Source organism: Stenotrophomonas acidaminiphila, assembly GCF_014109845.1.
In the GTDB taxonomy this organism is placed as follows: Bacteria; Pseudomonadota; Gammaproteobacteria; order Xanthomonadales; family Xanthomonadaceae; genus Stenotrophomonas; species Stenotrophomonas acidaminiphila.
Map to the genome: position 1 here is coordinate 2627468 of NZ_CP043567.1, position 23376 is coordinate 2650843.

Annotated in this window: 24 protein-coding genes; 22 read left to right on the plus strand and 2 right to left on the minus strand. The window is 69.5% G+C overall.

The genetic code is table 11. The features are described from left to right. Both flgM and flgA read right to left on the minus strand, forming a co-directional pair. Complete coding sequence (gene flgM / locus F0P95_RS12015; RefSeq protein WP_182334415.1) at positions 1–303, minus strand: flagellar biosynthesis anti-sigma factor FlgM; 303 nt, start codon at positions 301–303, stop codon at positions 1–3. Between the two features lie 65 nt (positions 304–368). Beyond that, positions 369–1013 carry a flagellar basal body P-ring formation chaperone FlgA gene (flgA, locus tag F0P95_RS12020; protein ID WP_182334416.1) on the minus strand — a complete coding sequence of 215 codons (645 nt, stop codon included), beginning with the start codon at positions 1011–1013 and terminating at the stop codon, positions 369–371. A 221-nt stretch (positions 1014–1234) separates the two neighbouring features. Here flgA and F0P95_RS12025 point away from each other — a divergent pair, with 221 nt between their 5' ends. The 22 genes from F0P95_RS12025 (at position 1235) to F0P95_RS12130 (ending at position 23299) form a co-directional block, all read left to right on the plus strand. Then, positions 1235–2179, plus strand: coding sequence for a chemotaxis protein (locus tag F0P95_RS12025; protein WP_182334417.1), 945 nt, complete (start codon positions 1235–1237; stop codon positions 2177–2179). A 173-nt stretch (positions 2180–2352) separates the two neighbouring features. Further along, positions 2353–2751, plus strand: a complete 399-nt coding sequence (gene flgB, locus F0P95_RS12030; RefSeq protein ID WP_182334418.1) for a flagellar basal body rod protein FlgB — start codon at positions 2353–2355, stop codon at positions 2749–2751. A 10-nt stretch (positions 2752–2761) separates the two neighbouring features. Then, positions 2762–3169, plus strand: a complete 408-nt coding sequence (gene flgC, locus F0P95_RS12035) for a flagellar basal body rod protein FlgC (protein WP_182334419.1) — start codon at positions 2762–2764, stop codon at positions 3167–3169. A gap of 23 nt (positions 3170–3192) precedes the next feature. Further along, on the plus strand, positions 3193–3867 hold the full coding sequence (locus tag F0P95_RS12040) for a flagellar hook capping FlgD N-terminal domain-containing protein (RefSeq protein WP_182334420.1): 675 nt from the start codon (positions 3193–3195) through the stop codon (positions 3865–3867). Between the two features lie 34 nt (positions 3868–3901). Continuing rightward, positions 3902–5179 (plus strand): flagellar hook protein FlgE, encoded by a 1278-nt coding sequence (gene flgE / locus F0P95_RS12045; protein ID WP_182334421.1) that lies wholly within the window; start codon positions 3902–3904, stop codon positions 5177–5179. 122 nt (positions 5180–5301) lie between these two features. After that, complete coding sequence (locus tag F0P95_RS12050; RefSeq protein WP_182334422.1) at positions 5302–6051, plus strand: flagellar basal body rod protein FlgF; 750 nt, start codon at positions 5302–5304, stop codon at positions 6049–6051. A gap of 100 nt (positions 6052–6151) precedes the next feature. Further along, a complete protein-coding gene (gene flgG, locus F0P95_RS12055; RefSeq protein WP_054665751.1) occupies positions 6152–6937 on the plus strand; it encodes a flagellar basal-body rod protein FlgG in 786 nt (261 codons plus the stop codon). Positions 6938–6960: 23 nt separating this feature from the next. Beyond that, complete coding sequence (flgH, locus tag F0P95_RS12060; RefSeq protein ID WP_182334423.1) at positions 6961–7653, plus strand: flagellar basal body L-ring protein FlgH; 693 nt, start codon at positions 6961–6963, stop codon at positions 7651–7653. Between the two features lie 13 nt (positions 7654–7666). Beyond that, positions 7667–8860, plus strand: coding sequence for a flagellar basal body P-ring protein FlgI (locus tag F0P95_RS12065; RefSeq protein ID WP_425515865.1), 1194 nt, complete (start codon positions 7667–7669; stop codon positions 8858–8860). Positions 8861–8862: 2 nt separating this feature from the next. After that, on the plus strand, positions 8863–10056 hold the full coding sequence (gene flgJ / locus F0P95_RS12070) for a flagellar assembly peptidoglycan hydrolase FlgJ (protein ID WP_182334425.1): 1194 nt from the start codon (positions 8863–8865) through the stop codon (positions 10054–10056). An 11-nt stretch (positions 10057–10067) separates the two neighbouring features. After that, the gene (flgK, locus tag F0P95_RS12075; protein ID WP_182334426.1) at positions 10068–11951 is read left to right on the plus strand and encodes a flagellar hook-associated protein FlgK; all 1884 of its coding nucleotides are present in this window, start codon (positions 10068–10070) and stop codon (positions 11949–11951) included. Then, the gene (gene flgL, locus F0P95_RS12080) at positions 11951–13153 is read left to right on the plus strand and encodes a flagellar hook-associated protein FlgL (RefSeq protein ID WP_182334427.1); all 1203 of its coding nucleotides are present in this window, start codon (positions 11951–11953) and stop codon (positions 13151–13153) included. The genes flgK and flgL overlap by 1 nt, the downstream gene beginning before the upstream one ends. 62 nt (positions 13154–13215) lie before the next feature. Beyond that, on the plus strand, positions 13216–14454 hold the full coding sequence (locus F0P95_RS12085; RefSeq protein WP_182334428.1) for a flagellin: 1239 nt from the start codon (positions 13216–13218) through the stop codon (positions 14452–14454). A 332-nt stretch (positions 14455–14786) separates the two neighbouring features. Beyond that, a complete protein-coding gene (locus F0P95_RS12090; protein WP_182334429.1) occupies positions 14787–16034 on the plus strand; it encodes a flagellin in 1248 nt (415 codons plus the stop codon). A 240-nt stretch (positions 16035–16274) separates the two neighbouring features. Next, positions 16275–17636, plus strand: coding sequence for a flagellar filament capping protein FliD (fliD, locus tag F0P95_RS12095; RefSeq protein WP_182334430.1), 1362 nt, complete (start codon positions 16275–16277; stop codon positions 17634–17636). 109 nt (positions 17637–17745) lie between these two features. Then, entirely contained in the window at positions 17746–18165 is a 420-nt protein-coding gene (fliS, locus tag F0P95_RS12100; protein ID WP_182334431.1) for a flagellar export chaperone FliS, read from the plus strand. A gap of 5 nt (positions 18166–18170) precedes the next feature. Next, positions 18171–18479 carry a hypothetical protein gene (locus F0P95_RS12105; protein WP_182334432.1) on the plus strand — a complete coding sequence of 103 codons (309 nt, stop codon included), beginning with the start codon at positions 18171–18173 and terminating at the stop codon, positions 18477–18479. After that, positions 18476–19060 carry a PilZ domain-containing protein gene (locus F0P95_RS12110; RefSeq protein WP_182334433.1) on the plus strand — a complete coding sequence of 195 codons (585 nt, stop codon included), beginning with the start codon at positions 18476–18478 and terminating at the stop codon, positions 19058–19060. The genes F0P95_RS12105 and F0P95_RS12110 overlap by 4 nt, the downstream gene beginning before the upstream one ends. An 85-nt stretch (positions 19061–19145) precedes the next feature. Then, positions 19146–19778, plus strand: coding sequence for a response regulator (locus F0P95_RS12115; RefSeq protein WP_054668677.1), 633 nt, complete (start codon positions 19146–19148; stop codon positions 19776–19778). 267 nt (positions 19779–20045) lie between these two features. Then, on the plus strand, positions 20046–21458 hold the full coding sequence (gene rpoN, locus F0P95_RS12120; RefSeq protein WP_182334434.1) for an RNA polymerase factor sigma-54: 1413 nt from the start codon (positions 20046–20048) through the stop codon (positions 21456–21458). A gap of 13 nt (positions 21459–21471) precedes the next feature. After that, positions 21472–21855, plus strand: coding sequence for a response regulator (locus F0P95_RS12125; protein ID WP_182334435.1), 384 nt, complete (start codon positions 21472–21474; stop codon positions 21853–21855). Beyond that, positions 21848–23299, plus strand: coding sequence for a sigma-54 dependent transcriptional regulator (locus F0P95_RS12130; RefSeq protein WP_182334436.1), 1452 nt, complete (start codon positions 21848–21850; stop codon positions 23297–23299). Before F0P95_RS12125 ends, F0P95_RS12130 begins: the two co-directional genes overlap by 8 nt. Positions 23300–23376 lie beyond the last annotated feature (77 nt).

Here is a 23376-nt window from a genome sequence, read left to right on the forward strand (position 1 = left end):
TCATGCCTGCAGCTGTCCGTCCAGATCCAGCATGCGCTTGGCAATGGCGTCCGGGTTGATCCGGTAGCTGCCGTTTTCCAGCGCTTCGCGGACGGCCTGCACGCGCGCGGTGTCGATCGCCGGGGCGGCGGACAGTTCGCGCTGCATGGCCTGCAGGCTGGTGGCTTCGCCGGTCAGGCGCACGCTGTCGGCGGCCTCGACCGGACGCGCCTCGCCGCTGCCGGCGGGGGTGGCCTTGGCGGGCGTGGCGACCGGGCGCAACTGGGCGCTTGCCGTGATCCCGCCGTCGATTTTCTGGCTCATGTGATGGAAGTCCTGATTCGGTACACAAGGGTTAACGGCAACGGGGCACTGATCTTTAGTGGAATCTAACGGGAAACCAGAACATCGCCGCTGGCCGTGGCCACGCCCTGCACCACCCGCCGCGAGGACAGGTTCTCGACCGGCACCCGGTCGGCCTCGCCCGCATCGGCGAGCGCCTTGCCCGCCACCCGCACCTCGACCCCGCCGCGCCGGGATACCAGCGCGACGCTGTCTCCACGCCGGATGATACGCGGGGAGACCAGATCGCCGGCCGACAGCAGGCTGCCGGCGCCCATTGCGCGCCGGGCCACCCGGCCGATGGCCGCCTGCGGATCGGACAGTACCGCCCCGGCGATGCGCGCGGTGTCACGACGCACACTGCCGATATCGGCGGCGGACAGCACTTCTCCAGCGGCGACGCCGCGGGCCAGCACCAGCACGTCCTGCTCGCGCCGCACCGTCACCGGTACGAACAGCTTCCAGCCGCCGGCCTGGGGACAGGCCACTTCCACGGTCCGGTTGCCGGTGGCGCGGGCCTGCAGGGGCGCCGGACAGGCCGGCAGGCGCAGCCCGGCATCGACACTGGCCTCGGCTTCGGTGGCCGGGTCGAGCGTGGACAGCGCGGCCGCGCGGATCGAGGCCACCGACTGGAAATCGGCGGCCTGGACCGGCAGGGCCAGCAGCAGGCATAACAGGACCGGCAGGCGCATGGGGAAACTCCGCCACGGAAACAATGGCCACTGCCCTGCAAGTGGCGTGCCGGAACGCGCCCGCGCCCGGCGACAGGGCCGCTGCCGCGTTGCCCGGGCCGGCGCCGCGCGGAATGGCTGCGGGTACCGCGCCGTGGCCGGGGACGGCTGTCGGCCCGGCACCCGCGCGATCGTTCGCGCCTGCCCTCAAGTCCCGCCCCCGCCCTGCCGATACCGGCTGCATGTCACATGACCTGCTCAACCGCATCGACCAGCGCACCCGGCTGGCCGGCCACAACCGACTGGCCCTGCTGCTGTTCCGCCTCGGTGGCCGTCAGCTTTTTGGCGTCAACGTCTTCAAGGTGCAGGAAGTGCTGCGGCGCCCGTCCCTGTTCCAGGTGCCCGGCCTGCCGTCGCAGTTCTCCGGGGTGGCCGACGTGCGCGGCCGCTCGGTGCCGGTGCTGGACCTGGGGCTGGCGATCGGCCACCCCGAGCGCGAGCCCGACGCGGACACCTCGCCGGGCTATCTGGTGGTCACCGAGTTCAACCGCTCGGTACAGGGCTTCCTGGTCAGCGGCGTGGAACGGATCGTCAACATCGCGGTGGAGGACATCCAGCCGCCGCCGGAACTGGGCGCCGAGGCCAGCTACCTGACCGCGGTCACCCGCTTCCAGGGCGAACTGATCCAGGTGATCGACGTGGAAAGCGTGCTGGCCGACATCGCCCAGATCAGCAAGGATGCGGTGCTCGATCCGTCGATGGTCCTGCCCGCCGGCGCACCGCCGATGCAGGTGCTGGTGGTGGACGACTCGCGCGTCGCCCGCCAGCAGATCCGCAGCGTGCTCGACCAGCTGGGGGTCACCGCCACCCTGCTGTCCGACGGCAAGCAGGCCCTGGAGCATCTGCTGCAGATCCACGCCGCGGGCGAAAACCCCGCCGAACGCTATGCCATGGTCATCTCGGACATCGAGATGCCGGCCATGGACGGCTACACCCTGACGACGGAAATCCGCCGCCATCCGGGGCTGGCCGGGCTGTTCGTGCTGCTGCACACCTCGCTGTCGGGCGTGTTCAACAACGCCATGGTCGAGCGGGTCGGCGCCAATGCCTTCGTGCCCAAGTACAGCGCCCACGAACTGGCCGACTTCGTCCTGCAGCGCCTGCGCCAGGTAGCCGCGGCGGCGTGATGCCGCCGCCGGCCCCGGCGCCGCGGCGCGGCCTGGCCCCTCCACCGCGGCCACCGGGGCGGCCGCCGGGGTGAACCGGCCGCGGGGCATGCCCGCGCCTGCCTGCCCCCCGCGGCCGTCTTCTGGCACGCCGCTTGCAGCCTCCCGGGCATCGTTCCCCCGGGAGGCGCGCCATGCCCAACCTGATTTCCAACTACCTGGGCATCCATGCCCAGGCCATGCCGTTGCGCGAGCAGCGCATGAAGCTGATCGCCGGCAACCTGGCCAACGCCGACACCCCGGGCTACAAGGCCCGCGACCTGGATTTCGATGCCGCCCTGCGCAGCGCCAGCGGCGCCGATGGCAACGGCCTGCTGACCACCACCGCCGAACAGCACTACCGCATCGGCGGTGACGGCCTCAATCCCTTCCAGGTGCTGCGCCCCGGCGTGCAGCCGAGCCTGGACGGCAACACCGTGGATCCGGATGCCGAGCGCGCCGCCTACGGCCGCGCCGCGCTGGAGTACCGCGCCTCGCTGAGCTTCGTCGAGTCGAAGGTACGCACCCTGACCACCGCCATCACCGGCCAGTAAGGGGAGCGCCATGAGCAACCTGCCCATCTTCGACATCGCCGGCTCGGCGCTGCAGGCGCAGTCGGTGCGCATGAGCACCATCGCCTCCAACCTGTCCAACGCCGACACCGTGGCCGGTTCGGCCGACGCCGCCTACAAGCCGCTGGAACCGATCTTCCAGGCGGTCACCAGCCGCGAGGACCCGCGCCTGACCCGGGTGGAGGTCAAGCAGGTCACGCAGAGCGAAGCCCCGCCGCTCAAGCGCTACGAACCCCACCATCCGCTGGCCGACGGCGACGGCTACGTGTATTCGCCGGACATCGACCCGGTGGCGCAGATGGTCAATCTCATCTCCACCTCGCGCAACTACCAGGCCGGCGTGGAGATGCTCAACACGGCCAAGGAACTGACCCTGGCCACCCTGACCATGGGCCGCTGAGCCGGCCGCCACAGGATTCCGTCATGAGCAGCATCAACACCAATACCGACCTGTTCGGCGCGCTCGGGCTCAACGCCCCGGCCGCGAAGAGCACCAAGAAGAAGGACGCGCTGGACCAGGCCGACTTCCTGCGGCTGATGACCACCCAGCTGCAGCACCAGGATCCGCTCAAGCCGATGGACAACAGCCAGATGGTCGCGCAGATGGCGCAGCTGTCCACGGTGCAGGGCATCAGCGACCTGAACAAGAGCGTCACCGGCTTCCAGGAATCGATGGCCGGCGACCAGATCCTGCGCGGCGCGGCCATGGTCGGCCACGACGTGCTGGTGCCCTCGACCAAGTTCATGCTCGGCGACGACGGCACCACCGGCGGCACCCTGGCCGCGCCGGGCGCCGGCACGATCGTCGTCGACATCACCGATGCCAACGGCAACAAGGTCGACCAGATCAGCGTTGCGGCCGATGCCTCGGGCGAAGTGCCGTTCGAGTGGGACGGCACCGACGCCAACGGCAAGCGCATGCCGGCCGGCGCCTACACCATCGCCGCCACCTACACCGATGCCAGCGGCAAGCAGACCAAGCTCAGCACCTACGTCGAGGCCGAGGTGGAGAGCGTGACGGTCGGATCCGACGGCCTCTACCTGAACCTCAAGGGGCTCGGCGCGGCCCCGCTCGACTACGTGCTCCGCGTCAGCTGAGCCCCCTCTTCCACGGATTCCCAGGAGTATCGCCATGGGCTTCAACGCCTCCCTGTCCGGCATCAGCACCGCCAACGCCGACCTGAGCGTCACCGCCAACAACATCGCCAACGTCAACACCGTCGGCTTCAAGGAATCGCGCGCCGAGTTCGCCAACGTCCTGACCGCGACCGGCTATGGCCTGCAGAACAACGCCATGGGTTCGGGTGCGCGCCTGACCAACGTGGCCCAGCAGTTCTCGCAGGGCAACATCGACCAGACCGGCCGCAGCCTGGACCTGGCGATCGCCGGCGAAGGCTTCTTCACCCTGAACATGAACGGCTCGCGGGTGTACTCGCGCGCCGGCAACTTCCAGGCCGACAAGAACGGCTACGTGGTCAATCCGCAGGGCGCACGCCTGCAGGTCTACGCCCCCAGTGCCGACGGCACCCGCTTCGATGGCGCCCTGACCGACCTGCGCCTGCTGTCCGGCGACAGCGCGCCGCGCCCGACCAGCCAGCTCGAGCTGGCCTTCACCCTGCCGGCCAACGCCAAGGAACCGACGATCACGCCGTTCGACCCGGCCGTCAGCAACAGCTACAGCCACTCCAGTGGCGGCATCACCGTGTTCGACTCGCTGGGCGTCAGCCACATCCAGACCTCGTACTTCGTCAAGACCGCCAACCCCAACGAGTGGGCGGTCTACAACTTCGTCGACGGCGTGCCGGTCAACAACGGCAGCGTGCCGGGCGATCCCACCGCCACCCCGCCGGTCCCGGCGGTCATCGGCACCCCGACCCTGCTGCAGTTCTCCGACAGCGGCGCGCTGATCACGCCGGCCGACGGCAAGATCACCCTGGGCTCGTTCACCCCGAGCACCGGCGCCGGCCAGCTGGCGATGAGCCTGGATGTGTCCGGCTCCACCCAGTACGGCGAGAAGTTCAACCAGCACAACACCGGCCAGGACGGCTATGCCTCGGGCAAGCTCAACGAGATCAACATCTCGGAGAAGGGCGTGGTGTATGCGCGCTACTCCAACGGCGTGGACGTCGCGCTCGGCCAGGTCGCGCTGACCAACTTCAACAACCCGCAGGGCCTGCTGGGCGAAGGCAACAACCTGTGGTCGGAGACCTATGCCTCGGGCACGCCGCGTACCGGCGCGCCGGACAGCTCCGACCTGGGCCAGATCCAGGCCGGTTCGCTGGAGGCCTCCACCGTCGACCTGACCCAGCAGCTGGTGAACATGATCACCGCGCAGCGCAACTTCCAGGCCAATGCGCAGATGCTCTCGACCCAGGACCAGATCACCCAGACGGTGATCAACATCCGCTAAGCCGGCCCCGCCGGGAGCGGCGGTGCGTGCGCGCGTGATCCGCGCGCCGCGCCCCGCTCCCGGGTCTTCCGCCTCCGCCGCCGCGCCACCTCCCGCTCCCCGCTTCCAGGTCCCCGCCCCCGATGGACAAAGCCCTCTACGTCGCCATGACCGGTGCCCGCGCCTCGCTGCAGGCGCAGGCCACCGTGTCCCACAACCTGGCCAACTCCGATACGCCCGGTTTCAAGGAAGCGCTGGCCAATACCGAGGCGTTCCCGATCCAGGGCCAGGGCTATGCCTCGCGCATCGATGCCCTGCATGTCGATGCCGGGTTCAACCGCCGCATCGGCGCGCAGCAGATCACCGGCAGCGCGCTGGACCTGTCGTTGCAGCCGGGTAACTGGCTGGCGGTGCAGTCGCGCGACGGCAGCGAGGCCTATACCCGCGCCGGTGCGTTGACGCTCACCCCCAACGGCCAGCTGGTCACCGCCGACGGCAATGCCGTGCTCGACGAGAACGGCAACCCGGTGGCGGTGCCCCCGCACCAGGCCATCGAGATCGGCCACGACGGCACGCTGTCGGTCATCCCGCTGGGCGAAGGGCCGCAGACCATGGCCATGGTCGGGCGGTTGCGCGTGGTGCAGGCGCCCGACGCACGGCTGCAGCGCGGCCTCGACGGGCTGATGCGCAACACCGACCCGCAACAGCCGTTCGCGCAGGTCCAGGGCAAGGCGCTGGACAGCGGCATGCTCGAATCGAGCAACGTCGACGCGGCCGGCGCGCTGGTGCAGATGATCCAGCTGCAGCGCCAGTTCGAGATGCAGGTCAAGGTCATCAAGCACGGCGACGAGAACGCGCGCAGCGCCAACACGCTGCTGCGCCTGAACGGCTGATGCCGCTGCGCCGGCCGATTGGCGCGCGGTTCTGGCACAGGCCATGCATTACATCCTGCAACGGCCCTGAGGGCCGGCACCAGCAGCAGAGGAACCGCTCATGAATCAGGCACTGTGGGTCGCCAAGACCGGCCTGGATGCGCAGCAGACGCGCATGTCCGTTGTCTCCAACAACCTCGCCAACACCAACACCACCGGCTTCAAGCAGGACCGCGCCAGTTTCGAGGACCTGCTGTACCAGCAGGTGCGCCAGCCCGGCGGCTCGTCCTCGGCGCAGACGCAGTTGCCGACCGGCCTGCAGCTGGGCACCGGCGTGCGCGTGGTGGCCACGTCCAAGAACTTCCAGCAGGGTGGCCAGCAGCAGACCGGCCGCGCCCTGGACGTGATGGTCAACGGCCGCGGTTTCTTCGAAGTGATGCTGCCCGACGGCAGCTCGGCCTACACCCGCGACGGCAGCTTCCAGATGAGTCCGCAGGGCGAACTGGTCACCAGCAGCGGCTATCCGGTGCAGCCGGGCATCCAGATCCCGGAAGGCGCGCAGTCGCTGACCATCGGCGCGGACGGCACCGTCAGCGTGAAGATGGCCGGCGATGCGGCATCGGTCGAGATCGGCTCGCTGACCCTGACCGACTTCATCAATCCCGCCGGCCTGCAGGCCAAGGGCGAGAACCTGTACCTGGAAACCACGGCTTCCGGCCCCGCGCAGAACGGCACCCCCGGCCTCAACGGCCTCGGCGGCATCGTCCAGGGCGCGCTGGAAGGCAGCAACGTCAACGTGGTCGAGGAACTGGTGGCGATGATCGAAACCCAGCGCGCCTACGAAATGAACGCCAAGGCCATCTCCACCACCGATTCGATGCTCGGCTACCTCAACAACAACGTCTGATCGTGCCGCTTACGGAACCTGCCATGGCCCGCCTGTCCAACGTCATCCGCCTTTCCTGCGCCGCCGCCAGCCTGGTACTGCTGGGCGGCTGCGTGGTCGCCGGCGACATCCGCCCCTACCCGGCCATGGCGCCGGTGGTGCCGGTGGTCGCACCCGCGGCCGAGGCCACGGCCGGCGCGATCTACGCCGCCGGCCCGGGCCTGAACCTCTACGGCGACCGTCGTGCCCGCGACGTCGGCGACCTGCTGACCATCACCCTGGTCGAAAGCACCTCGGCCACCACCAGCGCCAATACCGCCATCGGCAAGAAGTCGAGCATGGACATCGGCTCGCCGAGCCTGTTCGGCGCACCGGTCACCCTGGGCGGCAAGGACGTGCTCGCCGCCAGCGCCAAGGGCGAACGCGACTTCAACGGCAAGGGCAGCAGCGCGCAGAGCAACCGCCTGCAGGGCAGCGTGACCGTGACCGTGATCCAGCGCCTGCCCAACGGCAACCTGGTGGTGCATGGCCAGAAGAACCTGCGTCTGAACCAGGGCGACGAGCTGGTGCAGATCCAGGGCATCGTGCGCGCGGCCGACATCGCCACCGACAACACCATTCCTTCCAGCAAGGTCGCCGACGCGCGCATCGCCTATGGCGGCCGCGGCGCGGTGGCGCAGTCCAACGCGATGGGCTGGCTGGGGCGGTTCTTCAACTCGCGCCTGGCGCCGTACTGAGGCGGATCGGATGATGACGGATACCTCCCGGACATTGGCCGCGGGCCGGCCACCGGCACCTGACCGGCACGGGCGCCTGCGGCGCTTCGTGCACGGCCTCCGCGGCACCTGCACTCCCCTGGGCCTGGCCGCGCTGCTGCTGGCGCTGGCGCTGCCGGCGCATGCCGAACGCATCAAGGACCTGGCCCAGGTCGGCGGCGTACGTGGCAACGCGCTGGTCGGCTACGGCCTGGTGGTTGGCCTGGATGGCAGCGGCGACCGTACCAGCCAGGCGCCGTTCACCGTGCAGAGCCTGAAGAACATGCTCGGCGAGCTGGGCGTCAATGTTCCGCCGAACGTCAACCCGCAGCTCAAGAACGTGGCCGCGGTGGCGATCCACGCCGAGCTGCCGCCGTTCGCCAAGCCCGGACAGACCATCGACATCACCGTGTCGTCCATCGGCAACGCGATCTCGCTGCGCGGCGGCTCGCTGCTGATGGCGCCGCTCAAGGGCGCCGACGGGCAGGTCTACGCCATCGCCCAGGGCAACCTGGTGGTGGGCGGCTTCGGTGCACAGGGCAAGGACGGTTCGCGGGTATCGGTGAACGTGCCCAGCGTCGGCCGCGTCCCCGGCGGCGCGACCGTCGAGCGCGCCCTGCCCGACGTGTTCGGCGCCAGCGGCGAGATCACCCTGAACCTGCACCAGAACGACTTCACCACCGTCGCGCGCATGGTGGCCGCGCTCAACAACGCGTTCGGCGAGGGCGCCGCGCGCGCGGTCGACGGCGTCACCGTCGCGGTGCAGGCGCCGAGCGACCAGGGCGCGCGCATCGGCCTGCTGGCGCGCATCGAGAACATCGAACTCTCGCCCGGCGCCGCGCCGGCGCGGGTGGTGGTCAATTCGCGTACCGGCACCGTGGTGATCGGTTCGCAGGTACGGGTCAGCCCGGCGGCGATCGCGCACGGCTCGTTGACGGTGACGATCAACGAGGCCACCCAGGTCAGCCAGCCCAATGCCTTCGGTGGCGGCCAGACCGTGACCGCGCCGCAGTCCACGATCACCGCCAGCAACGAAGGCAGCCGCATGTTCCGCTTCGATGGCGGCACCACGCTGGACGAGATCGTGCGTGCGGTGAACGAGGTCGGCGCCGCGCCCGGCGACCTGATCGCGATCCTGGAGGCCCTCAAGCAGGCCGGTGCGCTCAGCGCCGAGCTGGAGGTGATCTGAGCATGCGCATCGCTGCCCCGTCACTGGAGCTCAACGCGGTCACCGGCAACGACCCGGCGAAGATCGACAAGGTCTCGCGCCAGCTCGAAGGCCAGTTCGCGCAGATGCTGATCAAGAGCATGCGCGCGGCCAGCTTCGGCGACTCGCTGTTCCCCGGCGAGAACCAGATGTTCCGCGAGATGTACGACCAGCGCATTGCCGAGGCCATGACCAAGGGCCGCGGCCTGGGCCTGTCGTCGATGATCGCGCGCCAGCTCGGCGGCGCCGACAAGGCGGCCCAGCCGCTGGACACCTCGCTGGTGCCGGCGGCGAAGGCCGCGCAGGCCTACCGGCTGCTGGCCCCCGCCCCCGCAACGACGGCGCCGATGGCGCTGCCTGCGCCCCAGGCCGCGCTGCAGGCCGACCCGCTGCAGGCCGTGGCCGCCAGCGCCCCGGCCATGCCGCAGGAACAGATGCTGGACCTGATCGCCGGCCGCGACAGCGGCAGCCTGCACGCGGCCATCGGCGGCCGTGGCACAGCGCCGGAAGCCGCGCCGGCAACGGCCGACTGGGCCCTGGCCAACGACCGCTGGAGCGGCGTCGGTCCGGCGGCCCCCCACAGCGACGGGGTGGACGTGGCTACCGCCAACGCCGCCGCCGACCAGCTCGGCAAGCACACCCCGGAAGGCTTCGTCGCCAGCATCTGGCCGCATGCCGAGAAGGCCGCGCGCGAACTCGGCGTCGATCCGCGTGCGCTGGTCGCGCAGGCCGCGCTGGAGACCGGCTGGGGCCGCCGCCACATCAAGCGCGACAACGGCAGCAGCAGCCACAACCTGTTCGGCATCAAGGCCAGCGGCTGGAAGGGCGAAAGCGCCAGCGCCGCGACCCACGAATACGTCGATGGCCAGCGCCAGAGCCAGACCGCGCGCTTCCGCGCCTACGGCTCGCCGGCCGAGAGCTTCGGCGACTACGTGCGCATGCTCAAGAACAGCCCGCGCTACCAGGCCGCGCTCCAGGCCGGCAGCGACGTGCGCGGTTTTGCACAGGGCCTGCAACGTGCCGGGTATGCCACCGATCCGGGCTACGCCGCCAAGATCGCCGCCATCGCCGCCGGTCCGACCATCGACCGTGCGGTGGCCGCCATCGGCCAGGCCGGCACCCGCCTCGGCCAGACCTTCGCCCAAGCCGCCGGCCTGGCCGGCATCACCCGCCGTTGAGATAGAACCCGATGTCCAGCGTCCTCTCCACCGGTAGCAGCGCCCTCATCGCCTTCCAGCGGGCGCTGGCGACCGTCAGCCACAACGTGGCCAACATCAAGACCGACGGCTACAGCCGGCAGAAGGTCGACTTCGCCACGCGCAACCCCACCGACATGGGCTATGGCGACGTCGGCAACGGCACCCGCATCACCGACATCCGCCGCGTGGCCGACCAGCTGGCGATCTCGCGCCTGCTCGACAGCAGCGGCGAGCTGGCCCGGCTGAAGCAGCTTTCCGGGCTGGCCGACCGGGTGGATGGGCTGTTCTCGGACAGCGCGACCAACCTCAACGGCATCTGGTCCAATTTCTTCGATTCGGTCAGCGGCCTGTCGGCCAACGCCGCCGGCACCGCCGACCGCCGCAGCATGCTCGACAACGCCAACGACCTGGTCAACCGCTTCAAGCAGTTGAACGGCAACCTGGACACCCTCGGCAACGAGGTCAACAACGGCCTGATCGCCGGCACCGGCGAGATCAACCGCCTGGCCCGCGAGGTCGCACAGATCAACAGCGCCATCGGTGCCGACATCACCGGCGTCGCGCCGGACCTGCTCGATCGCCGCGACCAGCTGATCACCCAGCTGGTGGGCTACACCGGTGGCACCGCCGTCATCCAGGATGGCGGCATCATGAACGTGTACTCGGCCGGCGGCCATGCGCTGGTGGTCGGCGGCACCGCTTCGCAGGTCACCACCGTGGCCGATCCGTACCAGCCCGAGCGCCTGCAGCTGGCGCTCAAGACCCAGGGCCAGACCATCGTCCTGGACGGCAAGGCGCTGGGCGGCAGCATCGGCGGCCTGCTGGAGTTCCGCGACACCGTGCTGACTCCGGCACAGGCCGAACTCGGCCGCATCGCCGTGGGCCTGGCGCAGGCGTTCAACGAGAGCCACCGCGAAGGCATGGACCTGTACGGCGACATGGGCGTGGACTTCTTCAGCCTCGCCCCGCCGAAGGTCGCCGCGCACAGCGGCAACAGCAGCACCAGCACCGCCACCGTCAGTGCCAGCTATGGCGACGTCGCCGCGCTCGACGGCCAGAACCTGCAGCTGCGTTTCAATGGCAGCGCCTGGGTGGCCACCCGCACCGACACCGGCGCCCAGGTACCGATGAGCGGCAGCGGCAGCGCCGCCGACCCGTTCGTGGTCAACGGCATCGAACTGGTGGTCGGCGGCACCCCGGCGCTGAACGACCGCTTCCTGGTGCAGCCCACCGCGGCCGCCCCCGGCGGACTGGCGGTGGCGATCACCGATCCGTCGCGCATCGCCGCCGCCAATCCGGTGCGTGCCCAGGCCGACCTCGGCAACGTCGGCACCGGCGTGGCCGGCAAGCTCGACATCACCGATGCCGCCAATGGCGCCCTCCTCGACCCGGTCAGCATCGACTTCATCGATGCCAACAACTACACCATCAACGGCGGCCCGCCGCTGCCCTACACGCCCGGCCAGACCATCGCCGCCAACGGCTGGAGCCTGGTCCTCGACGGCAAGCCCGCCGCCGGCGATACCTTCACCGTGTCGCGCACCCCGGCCGGCTCCAGCGACAACGGCAACGCCACGCGCATGGCCGGCGTCGAGGATGCCAAGGCGTTCAATGGCGGTACCGTCACGCTCAACGGCGCGCTGGGCGGGCTGACCACGCAGATCGGCGCGGCCGCGCGTGCGGCCGATTACTCGCTGCAGGCGCAGCAGGCCATCAACGAGAACGCGCAGGCTACGCGCGATTCGATCTCCGGGGTGAACCTGGACGAGGAAGCGGCGGACATGCTCCGCCTGCAGCAGGCCTACCAGGCCGCCTCGCAGCTGATCTCCACGGCGGACACCATGTTCCAGTCGATCCTGCGGGCGGTGGGCTGATGAACAACCGCATCTCCAGCAGCATGATGTACGACCAGTCGGTGTTCCTGATGCTCTCCAAGCAGAGCAAGCTCAACCACCTGGAACGCCAGCTGGCCACCGGCCAGAAACTGGTCTCCGCCAAGGACGACCCGGTCGCCTCCGGCACCGCCGTGGGCATGGACCGCATCCTGGCCGAACTGGACCAGCTGGGTTCGAACGCGGCGAACGTGCAGAACCGCCTGGGCCTGCAGGAGAACGCGCTGGCGCAGGCCGGCGAACTGCTGCAGCGGGTCTCCGACCTGGCCATCCAGTCCAACAACGCCGCGTTGTCGGCCGAGGACCGCAAGAGCGTGTCGGCCGAGCTGCGCTCGATCCGCGAGTCGCTGCTGTCGCTGGCCAACAGCACCGACGGCAACGGCCGCTTCCTGTTCGGCGGTACCGCCGACGGCGTCGCCCCGTTCTCGGCCAGCAACGGCAGCATCCTCTACAACGGCGACCAGACCCAGCGCCAGGTCGAGGTCGCGCCCGGCAGCTTCGTGCAGGACGCCCTTCCGGGCAGCGAGATCTTCATGCGCATCCGTACCGGCGACGGCACCGTCGACGGCAGTGCCGCGGCCGGCAACACCGGCCAGGCGGTGCTGACCGGCGCCAGCCGCGACGGCAGCGCGACATGGACCGGCGACAGCTACACGGTGCGCTTCACCGGCCCCGGCGCCTACGACATCCTCGACAGCGGCGGCGCCACGAGCGGCAGCGGCACCTATGCCGAGGGCGACGACATCGTCTTCCAGGGCCTGCGCGTACGCATGAGCGGCGTGCCGGCCGCCGGCGACGAGTTCACGGTCGGCCAGGCCGGCAACCGCGATGTGTTCTCCACCATCGACCGCCTGTCGCAGGCGCTGCAGATGGACACCTCCACCCTCGCCGGCCGCACCGCGCAGCAGAACCTGCTGCAGTCGAGCCTGCGCGACGTGGCCCGCGCTTCGGAAAAGATGATCGATTCGCGCGCATCCGGTGGTGCCCAGCTCAGCGCCATCGACAACGCCGCCTCGCTGCGCGAGGCCAATGCCATCACCCTGAAGGATTCGCTTTCGCAGCTGCGTGACCTCGACTACGCCGAGGCCATCGGCCAGTACAAGCTCGAAGGCGCCGCCCTGCAGGCCGCACAGACCGTCTTCACGCAAATGCAGTCCATGTCGCTGTTCAACATGATCCGCTGATCCAGACAAACGCAAACCGCCTTCCCATATCACGCAAGACCCGAGCACAACGGAGAAGTCCCATGGCACAAGTCATCAACACCAATATCATGTCGCTGAACGCCCAGCGCAACCTGAACACCAGCGGCAGCAGCCTGGCGACCAGCATCCAGCGTCTGTCCTCGGGCCTGCGCATCAACAGCGCCAAGGACGACGCCGCCGGCCTGGCGATTTCCGAGCGCTTCACCACCCAGATCCGCGGCCTGGACGTTGCCACCCGCAACGCCAACGACGGCATCTCGCTGGCGCAGACCGCCGAAGGCGCGATGGTCGAGATCAGCAGCAACCTGCAGCGCATCCGCGAACTGGCGGTGCAGTCGGCCAACGCCACCAATTCCAGCAGCGACCGCGACGCGCTCAACGCCGAAGTGCAGCAGTTGCTGAGCGAGATCGACCGCGTCGCCAACCAGACCAGCTTCAACGGCACCAAGCTGCTGGACGGCAGCTTCACCGGCGCGCTGTTCCAGGTCGGCGCCGACGCCGGCCAGACCATCGCCGTGAACAGCATCGTCGATGCCAATATCGACCAGCTGGGCCGTGCCGGCTTCGCCGACACCGTCAGCGGCGCCGGCGTCGGCGGCACCGCGGCCACCGCTTCGGGCGCGATCAAGGGCATTGCCGTGTCGATCCGCGCCGCCGGCGCGCCGGCCGGCGCCGCGGGCCTGACCACCATCACCCTGGACGACGTCAAGATCGAAGTGGGCGACGATGCCGCGGCCGTGCAGAAGAAGATCGCCCAGGCGTTCAACAACAAGCTCGACCAGACCGGCCTGTATGCCGAAGTCAGCGGCGGCAACATCAAGCTGACCTCGCTCAAGGCCGGGCAGGACTTCGAGGGCGTGAGCAACGGCACCCTCAGCGGCGGCACCGGCATCACCCTGTCGCTGGCCGCCGACCTGCCGGCCTCGCTGGCCGCGGCCGGCACCGCTGCCGCCGGCGGCGGCATCAACCACCTGGAGAACCTGGACATCTCCAATTTCGCCGGCGCCCAGCGCGCTCTCGAAATCGTGGACAAGTCGCTGACCGCGGTGAGCGGCTCGCGCGCCGAGATGGGCGCCATCCAGAACCGCTTCACCTCCACCATCGCCAACCTGTCCACCACCTCGGAAAACCTGTCCGCTTCGCGCAGCCGCATCCGCGATGCCGACTACGCCAAGGAAACGGCCGAGATGACCCGCACGCAGATCCTGCAGCAGGCCGGCACCGCGATGCTGGCCCAGGCCAACCAGGTCCCGCAGAACGTGCTCAACCTGCTCAAGTAAGCGGGTACCGGCACCGGCAGGAACCAGAGCCCCGGCATGTCCGGGGCTCTGTCGTTCCGGGGGCGCGCGTCCCTGCCGGGGTGGCCGCCCGGACCGGCTATGGAAAAAACAACGGCGCTGGAACCCAGGGTTCCAGCGCCGTTTCCGTATGACGCCCGCATCCGGAAGCACCCCCGGATCGTGCGATCCGTTTTCTGGCAAGCCCTAAAGCTGCCGGGGATGCTGCCGTTATTGGTATCAGCAGCGGTACTGCGGCGCCCTACGCCACTCCACTGCACTCAGTACCGGTCAGGTTGAGCTGCCGGATCAAACGCCAAAAAGGAATCCGAATCATGGCACAAGTCATCAACACCAACATCATGTCGCTGAACGCCCAGCGCAACCTGAACACCAGCGCCACCAGCCTGGCGACCAGCATCCAGCGCCTGTCCTCGGGCATGCGCATCAACAGCGCCAAGGATGACGCCGCCGGCCTGGCGATTTCCGAGCGCTTCACCACCCAGATCCGCGGCCTGGACGTTGCCACCCGCAACGCCAACGACGGCATCTCGCTGGCGCAGACCGCCGAAGGCGCGATGGTCGAGATCGGCAACAACCTGCAGCGTATCCGCGAACTGGCCGTGCAGTCGGCCAACGCCACCAACTCCGGCACCGACCGCGACGCGCTGAACGCCGAAGTCAACCAGCTGCTGAAGGAAATCGACCGCGTCGCCAACCAGACCAGCTTCAACGGCACCAAGCTGCTGGACGGCAGCTTCACCGGCGCGCTGTTCCAGGTCGGCGCCGACGCCGGCCAGACCATCGGCATCAACAACATCGTCGATTCGCGCACCGCCAACCTGGGCAAGATGAACTTTGCCTCCGACACCACCGCCGTCAACGTGGTTGCCGCGACCGCCTCGGGCGTGGCCGCCGCCGCCGGCAAGATCTCGGGCGTCAAGATCAGCGTGCAGCAGGTCGGCGCGACCTCGGCGCAGACGATCAACATCGACGACGTCAAGTTCAACGCCGGCGACAGCGTGAAGACCATCAACCAGAAGGTCGCCACCGCCATCAACGACAAGATGGACCAGACCGGCGTCTACGCCACCCTGGACAGCGCCGGCGCGGTCAAGCTGCAGGCGGTCAAGGGCAACCAGTACACCACCGGCTTCACCTTCGGCACCATCACCGACGCCGTCACCGGCCAGGCCACCGGCATGACCGCGGGTGCGACCGCCTTCACCGCCCAGACCGCCGCCGCGGTGACCGCCCCGGCCCAGGAAACGGTCGCCGGCAAGATGGACATCTCCTCCTTCGTCGGCGCCCAGCGCGCCCTGGAAGTGGTGGACAAGGCGCTGACCGCGGTCAACAGCTCGCGCGCCGACATGGGTGCGATCCAGAACCGTTTCAGCTCCACCATCGCCAACCTGGCCACCACCTCGGAAAACCTGTCCGCTTCGCGCAGCCGCATCCGCGACGCCGACTACGCCAAGGAAACGGCCGAGATGACCCGCACGCAGATCCTGCAGCAGGCCGGTACCGCGATGCTGAGCCAGGCCAACAGCTCGACCCAGAACGTGCTCAGCCTGCTGCGCTGATCCGTCGGGGTCAGCCCGACCAGGCCATGACCCGAAGCCCCCGCCAGCAATGGCGGGGGCTTCATCCATTTGCGGCCGCGAGCGCCGCCGCCCGGTCCGCCGGTGGGCCACCGGCGCGCTCCCGGCACGGGACTTGCAGCCAAGGCGGGACCCAAAGCCGTCCGGGGGCTAAAGAAGCCCCGGGACGTGCCGATATCCGGGATGCCTGCAAGGGTGTCCATTTGCGCAAAAGGAATCCAGATGGCCTCGTCTTCCCTCTCCGTCGTCGGCTCCGGCCTGGACATCCCCACCCTCGTCTCGCAGCTGGTCGCCAACGAGCGCAAGCCGGCCGCCGACCGCATCAATACCCAGGGATCGACGGTCACCGCCAAACTTTCGGCGCTGGGCAGCATCAAGAGCTCGCTGAGCAGCATGCAGTCGGCGTTGGACGCGCTGATCAAGGGCGCCAGCAACCAGGCCTACAAGACTTCGGTGCCGGAGGGCAGCGGCTTCGGCGCGACCGTGGTGACCGATGCCACCACCGGCAAGACCCTGGCGGTGGCCGGCACCTACAACGTCGAAGTGCTGAGCCTGGCGCAACCGCAGAAGCTCAGTTCCGGGGCGTTCGCCGCCGATGCGGCGGTCGGTGACGGGACCCTGAAGATCGCCTGGGACGACAAATCGATCGATGTCGAGATCAAGCCCGACAGCACCCTGGCCGACATCGCCGCGGCCATCAACAAGAGCGCCAACGGCAAGGGCGTCAACGCCACCGTCATCACCGCCAGCGACGGCCAGCACCTGGTGCTCAATGCCGTGGACGCAGGCACCAAGGGCGCCTTGACCGTCTCGACCAGCGGCGGCAACGGCGGGCTTTCCGCCCTGACCTGGAACGGCACCAGCGGCGGCCTCGCCCAGACCGTGGCCGCCACCAATGCCCGGGTACGGGTGGACGGCTTCGAACGCGAGTCCAGCAGCAACAGCATCAGCGACCTGATCCCCGGCATCACCCTCAACCTGAACAAGGCCGAGGAAGGCACCACCAAGACCCTGACCGTCAGCCAGGACAACGCACCGCTGAAGATCAACCTGCAGGCCTTCGTCAGCGCCTACAACGCCTCGGTCAACCTGCTCAAGAACTCCAGCGCCTACGACGCCACCAACAAGCGCGCATCGACCCTGACCGGCGACTCGCTGGTGCGCGGCCTGCAGCAGCAGCTGCGCGGCCAGCTCAGCGCCAACGTCGTGGACATGAAGGCGCTGGGGCTGACCATCAACACCGACGGCACCCTGGCGCTGAATGCCAGCACCTTCGACAAGACCCTGGCCGAGAACCCGAACGCGGCCACGCGCCTGCTGGGCAAGGACGGCACCCTGTCCGATGGCCTGTCCAAGCTGCTCAAGAGCAACCTGGACACCGGCAGCGGCACCTTGACCCTGCGTACCGACGCGCTCAACAAGCAGATCAAGAAGCTGGAAAAGGACCTGGACGACCTCGACGCACGCATGGAGAAGGTGTCGGCGCGCTACACCCGGCAGTTCACCGCCATGGACTCGCTGGTGGCGCAGATGCAGGGCACCAGCAACTACCTGGCCCAGCAGCTTGCTGCGCTGCAGAAATAATCGTCCGTCATTCAAGTAAACGGCCATGACGGCCGATACACGGATACCACCCCATCATTGCCGACGCCGCCCGGACCGCGCGCCGGACAGGTCCCAGGAGACTCTCACCATGTACGGTTCCAGCCGCAACTACGCCGAGCAGTACCGCAAGGTCGGCGTGTCCACCAAGGTTGTGGATGCCGATCCGCACAAGCTGGTGGCCCTGCTGTTCGAAGGGGCCGGCGAACGCATCCGTCGCGCCGAGGCGTTTCTTGCCCAGGGCGACCAGGCGATGAAGGGCAAGGCCATCGGCGAAGCCTGCGCCATCATCGGCCACCTCAACGGCTCGCTCGACCACGAGGCGGGCGGCGAGATCGCCGGCAACCTCTCGGCGCTGTACGACTACGTCATCCAGCGCCTGACCGAAGCCAACCTCAACAACGACGTGGTGGCGCTGCAGGAGTCGCTGTCGCTCATGGGCGAGATCGAATCGGCCTGGAACGCGATCCCGCCCGACCAGCGCCAGCGTCCCGCCGCCACCGGAGCCTGAGGACCATGATGGACCCCGATCACACCCTGAAGGCCCTGCACGACGACCTGGAAGCGCTGCGCGTGGCGGTGGAGCAGGAAGACCACGCCCAGGCCGAGCGCATCGTCACCGGCCATGACCGCCGCCTGCGCGAGTTCGTGGAGGCCTGCGGCGCCCAGTCCGCGGCCAACGGCCTGCGCAACCTGCTGGCGCTGCAGCAGTCGCTGATGGCCGACATGCTGGTCCGCCGCGACATCGCCGCCGCGCGGCTGCGCGCCGGACGCCAGTCGGTACGCGCCGCGCACGCCTACCAGCAGGCCGAATCGCTGGCATGAACGCGCCCGGCGCCAGCATCGTGCACCACCCGGCCGAGGTCGAGCTGTTCGAGGACACGCTGACCTGCGATGTCTCGCTGCCGGCGGTGTTCGAACCCGGCAGCGGTGCGATCCGCGCCGGCGCGGCGGAGATGCTGTTGCGCAGCGTGGCGCTGGTGGAGGACTCGCGCGGCACCGACGACTCCGACGAGCGCGGTGCCGAAGGCAGCCAGCAGCTGGCGCGGCTGGAAGCGCGCATGGACCTGGCCCTGGTGCTGCTGGGGCGCCTGCTGCGGCAATCCACCCAGGCGCTGCCGCTGCGCCCGGTGCGCTGGTCGCGCCGGGGCCTGCGGCTCGAACTGGGCCAGCGCACCGGCGCGGTCCAGGGCAGCGCCGGCATCGTGCGCCTGCAGCCGGCCGACTGGCTGCCCGACCATATCGAGCTGCCGGTACAGGTGCTGGGCGAAGCCGCCTCGGGCAACGGCGGCCTGTACCTGTGGCTGCGCCTGCAGAGTACCGGCGACGCGCTGGACACCGCGCTGGAACGCCACCTGTTCCGCCTGCACCGGCGCCAGATCGCCGACAGCCGGCGCACGCGTTGAATCCGCCCGTTCATGACCTTTGCCGCTTGGCGCGCGCGCGCGCGCTCGGCTAAGGTGCGGCCATCCCCAAGCGATGCCCGTGCCCGTGCGTGTCCTGATCGTCGATGACCATACGCTGGTGCGTGCCGGCCTGTGCCGCCTGCTGCAGACGTTCGGCGGGGTGCTCGTGGTCGGCGAAGCCAGCAACGCCGACCAGGCGCTGGAACTGGCCGTGCAGCATCACCCCGAGGTGGTGCTGATGGACCTTTCCCTGCCCGGCCGCAGCGGCCTCGAAGCCCTGTCCGACATCCGCCGCCGGGTGCCGCAGGCGCGCGTGGTGATGATGTCGATGCACGACGACACCGCGCACGTGCGCGATGCGCTGGACCGCGGCGCGGTCGGGTTCGTGGTCAAGGACGCCGCCCCGCAGGAGCTGGAGGTCGCCCTGCGCGCGGCTCATTCCGGGCAGGTGTTCCTGAGCCCGCAGATTTCCACGCGGATGCTCGCACCGATGCTCGGGCGCGAACGCCCCACCGGCATCGCCGCACTGTCGCCACGCCAGCGGCAGATCCTGCGCCAGCTTGGCAATGGCCGCACCACCAAGGAAATCGCCGCCGAGCTCGGGATCAGCGTGAAGACGGTCGAGACCCACCGCGCGCGCATGATGGAGGCCCTGGGCTGCCGTCGCGCAAACGACCTGCTGCTGCTGGCGGTACGCCACCAGCAGGAACTCGCCTGAGCCGTTGCCGCCGGGTCAGCGTTGGAATCGCGTCACAGATTCGGGAATCCGTCGCGTGCCGCGTCAGAAATCCGTAAGTCCTTGATAAGCAAATCCCAGGCCCTGCAGTCGCGACGGTTTCATGACGGAAAGTAAGGGAATCCCCTACACCCCGTAGGGAAAGTCCCTGGAAGCACCGGGTTTTCTCCTATTCATTCCCTGACACCCCCTACGCAAGATGTGTTCCATCACGGTCGCTTCACATGGCGGCCACGGGGATCAGACGACATGAAAGCCACGCTCGCCACCCAGCTCGGGCAGCAGCTCCACCTCACGCCCGCCCTGCTGCAGTCCATCCGCCTGCTGCAGCTCAATGGCCTGCAGCTGGAGCAGGAGATCCGCCAGGTGCTGGAGAACAACCCGCTGCTGGAGATCGAGGAGGACGCCGCCCCCGGCGTGGCCGAAGCCGCCGCCGACGGCGACCCGCAGCTGGAGACCGCGGCGTTCGACGAACTGCCGGAGAGCTCGATGTGGGACGTGGCCGGCGCCAGCTGGAACGACGCCGACGAGGACCGTACCGCGCGCCTGGCGATGGGCGAGTCCAGCGACCCGCACCTGCGCATCCTGCAGGCGCTGTCGCTGGACCTGGACGAGGGCGACCTGGCGATCGCCGCGTTCTGGCTGGAGCATTGCGACGACGCCGGCTACCTGCAGGCGCCGCTGCCGCAGCTGACCCTGCTGGCCAGCGCCCGCTTCGACCGCGACGGCGCGCACGTGGAGCGCATCCGCCAGCGCCTGCAGCAGGGCGAGCCGGCCGGCATGGCCGCGCGCGACCTGCGCGAATGCCTGCAGGCGCAGCTGGCCGCCCTGCCCGGCACGGTGCCCGCCCGGCACCTGGCGGCACGGCTGCTGGGCGAGGACCTGCAACTGCTCGCCAGCCACGACTACGCCGCCATCGCCGGCCAGCTCGATGCCGAACAGGCCGACGTGCTCGAGGCGTTCCGGCTGGTCCTGTCGCTGCAGCCGCGCCCCGGCGACACGCTGCAGGCGCAGGCCGACGCGGCGGTCATCCCGGAAGTGGTGGCCTGGCGCGCCGACGGCCAGTGGCGGGTGGCGCTGAACCCGGCCACCACGCCGCGCGTGAGCCTCAACCCGGCCTACGAGCGCGCCCTGGGCGCCAGCGAAGGCAGCGCCACCCAGCCGATGCGCGAGATGCTGCAGGAGGCGCGCTGGTTCACCCGCGGCCTGTCCATGCGCTACGACACCCTGCTGCGCACCGCGCGGGTCATCGTCGAACGCCAGGCCGCGTTCCTGGCCGAGGGCGAGGAAGCCATGGCGCCGCTGACCCTGAAGGAAGTGGCCGATGCCATCGGCATGCACGAGTCCACCGTCTCGCGCATCACCTCCGGCAAGTTCATGCAGACCCCGCGCGGCACCTTCGAGCTGAAGCACTTCTTCGCCGTGCGCCTGGACGGCGCCAGCATCTCCGGGCAGGCGGTCAAGGCGATGGTGCGGCGGCTGATCGAATCCGAGCCGCCGGCGCGCCCGCTTGCCGACGAGGCCATCGCCGAGCTGCTGTCGCGGCAGGGGGTCAACATCGCCCGCCGCACCGTGGCCAAGTACCGCGAACAGCTGGACATCGCCCCGGCGCGCGAGCGGAAGCGGCACAATGCGCGTCCGTTGCTGGCCCGCGCAGGCTGATCCGAGGAATTCCATGAGCAAGCTCACCGTTCTGCTGGTCGACGACCATGAAGGCTTCATCAACGCGGCCATGCGCCATTTCCGGAAGGTCGACTGGCTGCAGGTCGTCGGCAGCGCCGCCAACGGGCTGGAGGCCATCGAGCGCTCCGAGGCGTTGCGCCCGCAGGTAGTGCTGATGGACCTGGCGATGCCGGAGATGGGCGGGCTGCAGGCCACGCGCCTGATCAAGACCCAGGACGAGCCGCCCTACATCGTGATCGCCAGCCATTTCGACGACGCCGAGCACCGCGAGCACGCCCAGCGCGCCGGCGCCGACAATTTCGTCAGCAAGCTGTCCTACATCCAGGAGGTCATGCCGATCCTGGAACGCGTCAGGCAGGAACAGGGCCATGAGTGAATCGCGCATCCTCGTGATCGACAGCGAGGGCGTCCGTGCCGAGCGCACGGTGGCGCTGCTGGAGTTCATGGACCTCAACCCGCGCTGGGTCACCGACGTGGGCGACATCGACACCAGCCGCCACCGGGTCAACGACTGGATGGCGCTGGTGGTGGGCACCATCGAGGATCCGGCGCGGGCCGCACCGTTCTTCAACTGGCTGGCCGGCACCGGCATGCCACCGGTGCTGCTGGCCGAGAGCGACCCGCTGGCGTTCGCACGCCATTACGGCCTGCACGAGGCCAATGTCTGGCCGCTGGAACAGCCCATGCGCCACGCGCAGATGGAAGCACTGCTGCGCCGCGCCAGCCTCAAGCGGCTGGACGCCGAGCACCATTCCGGCGGCGGCGAGGACACCGGCCCCACCGGCACCAGCCCGGCGGTGACCGAGCTGCGCCAGTTGATCGAACAGGTCGCCGGGTTCGACACCACGGTGCTGGTGCTGGGCGAATCGGGCACCGGCAAGGAAGTGGTCTCGCGCGCCATCCACCAGCGCTCGCCGCGCCGCGACGGCCCGTTCGTGGCCATCAACTGCGGCGCGATCCCGCCGGACCTGCTGGAGAGCGAGCTGTTCGGCCACGAGAAGGGCGCCTTCACCGGTGCGTTGAGCGCGCGCAAGGGCCGTTTCGAGATGGCCGAGGGCGGCACCCTGCTGCTGGACGAGATCGGCGACATGAGCCTGCCGATGCAGGTCAAGCTGCTGCGCGTGCTGCAGGAACGCAGCTTCGAGCGCGTCGGCGGCAACCAGACCATCCGCTGCAACGTGCGGGTGATCGCCGCCACCCACCGCAACCTGGAAACCCGCATCGCCGAGGGCAAGTTCCGCGAGGACCTGTTCTACCGCCTCAATGTGTTCCCGATCGACGTGCCGGCGCTGCGCGAACGCATCAGCGACATCCCGGCGCTGGTGGAGACCATCGCCGCGCAGCTGGCGCGTACCGGCCGTGGCGAGGTCCGCTTCGCCGCCGAAGCGCTGCAGGCGCTGGCCGCCTATCGCTGGCCGGGCAACGTGCGCGAACTGACCAACCTGGTCGAACGCCTGGCGGTGCTGCACCCGGGCGGGCTGGTGCGGGTGCAGGACCTGCCCGCGCGCTACCGCAGCGAGGCGGCACCGCCGCCGGTGGCGCTGGATGACGAGCGGCCGCTGGCCAGCCTGTCGGCCAGCGCGGCGGCGCCCGCCCCGGCCGCCGCCGCGGGCGCCCCGGCGCCGGCGCGGTTGCCCGACGACGGCCTGGACCTGCGCGACCACATGGCCGGCATCGAGCTGAAGCTGATCAACGAGGCACTCGAACGCACCCAGGGCGTGGTCGCCCACGCCGCGCAGCTGCTCGGCCTGCGCCGCACCACCCTGGTGGAGAAGCTGCGCAAGTACGGGATCGACCGCGAGCAGAACGAAACCCCGTGACCCCCGCGCCGCGGGAGCCGCCTCCCGCCGCCGGGCACGCCGCTTGCAGGACATCGATCGGCGCCCTTGGCCCGTAC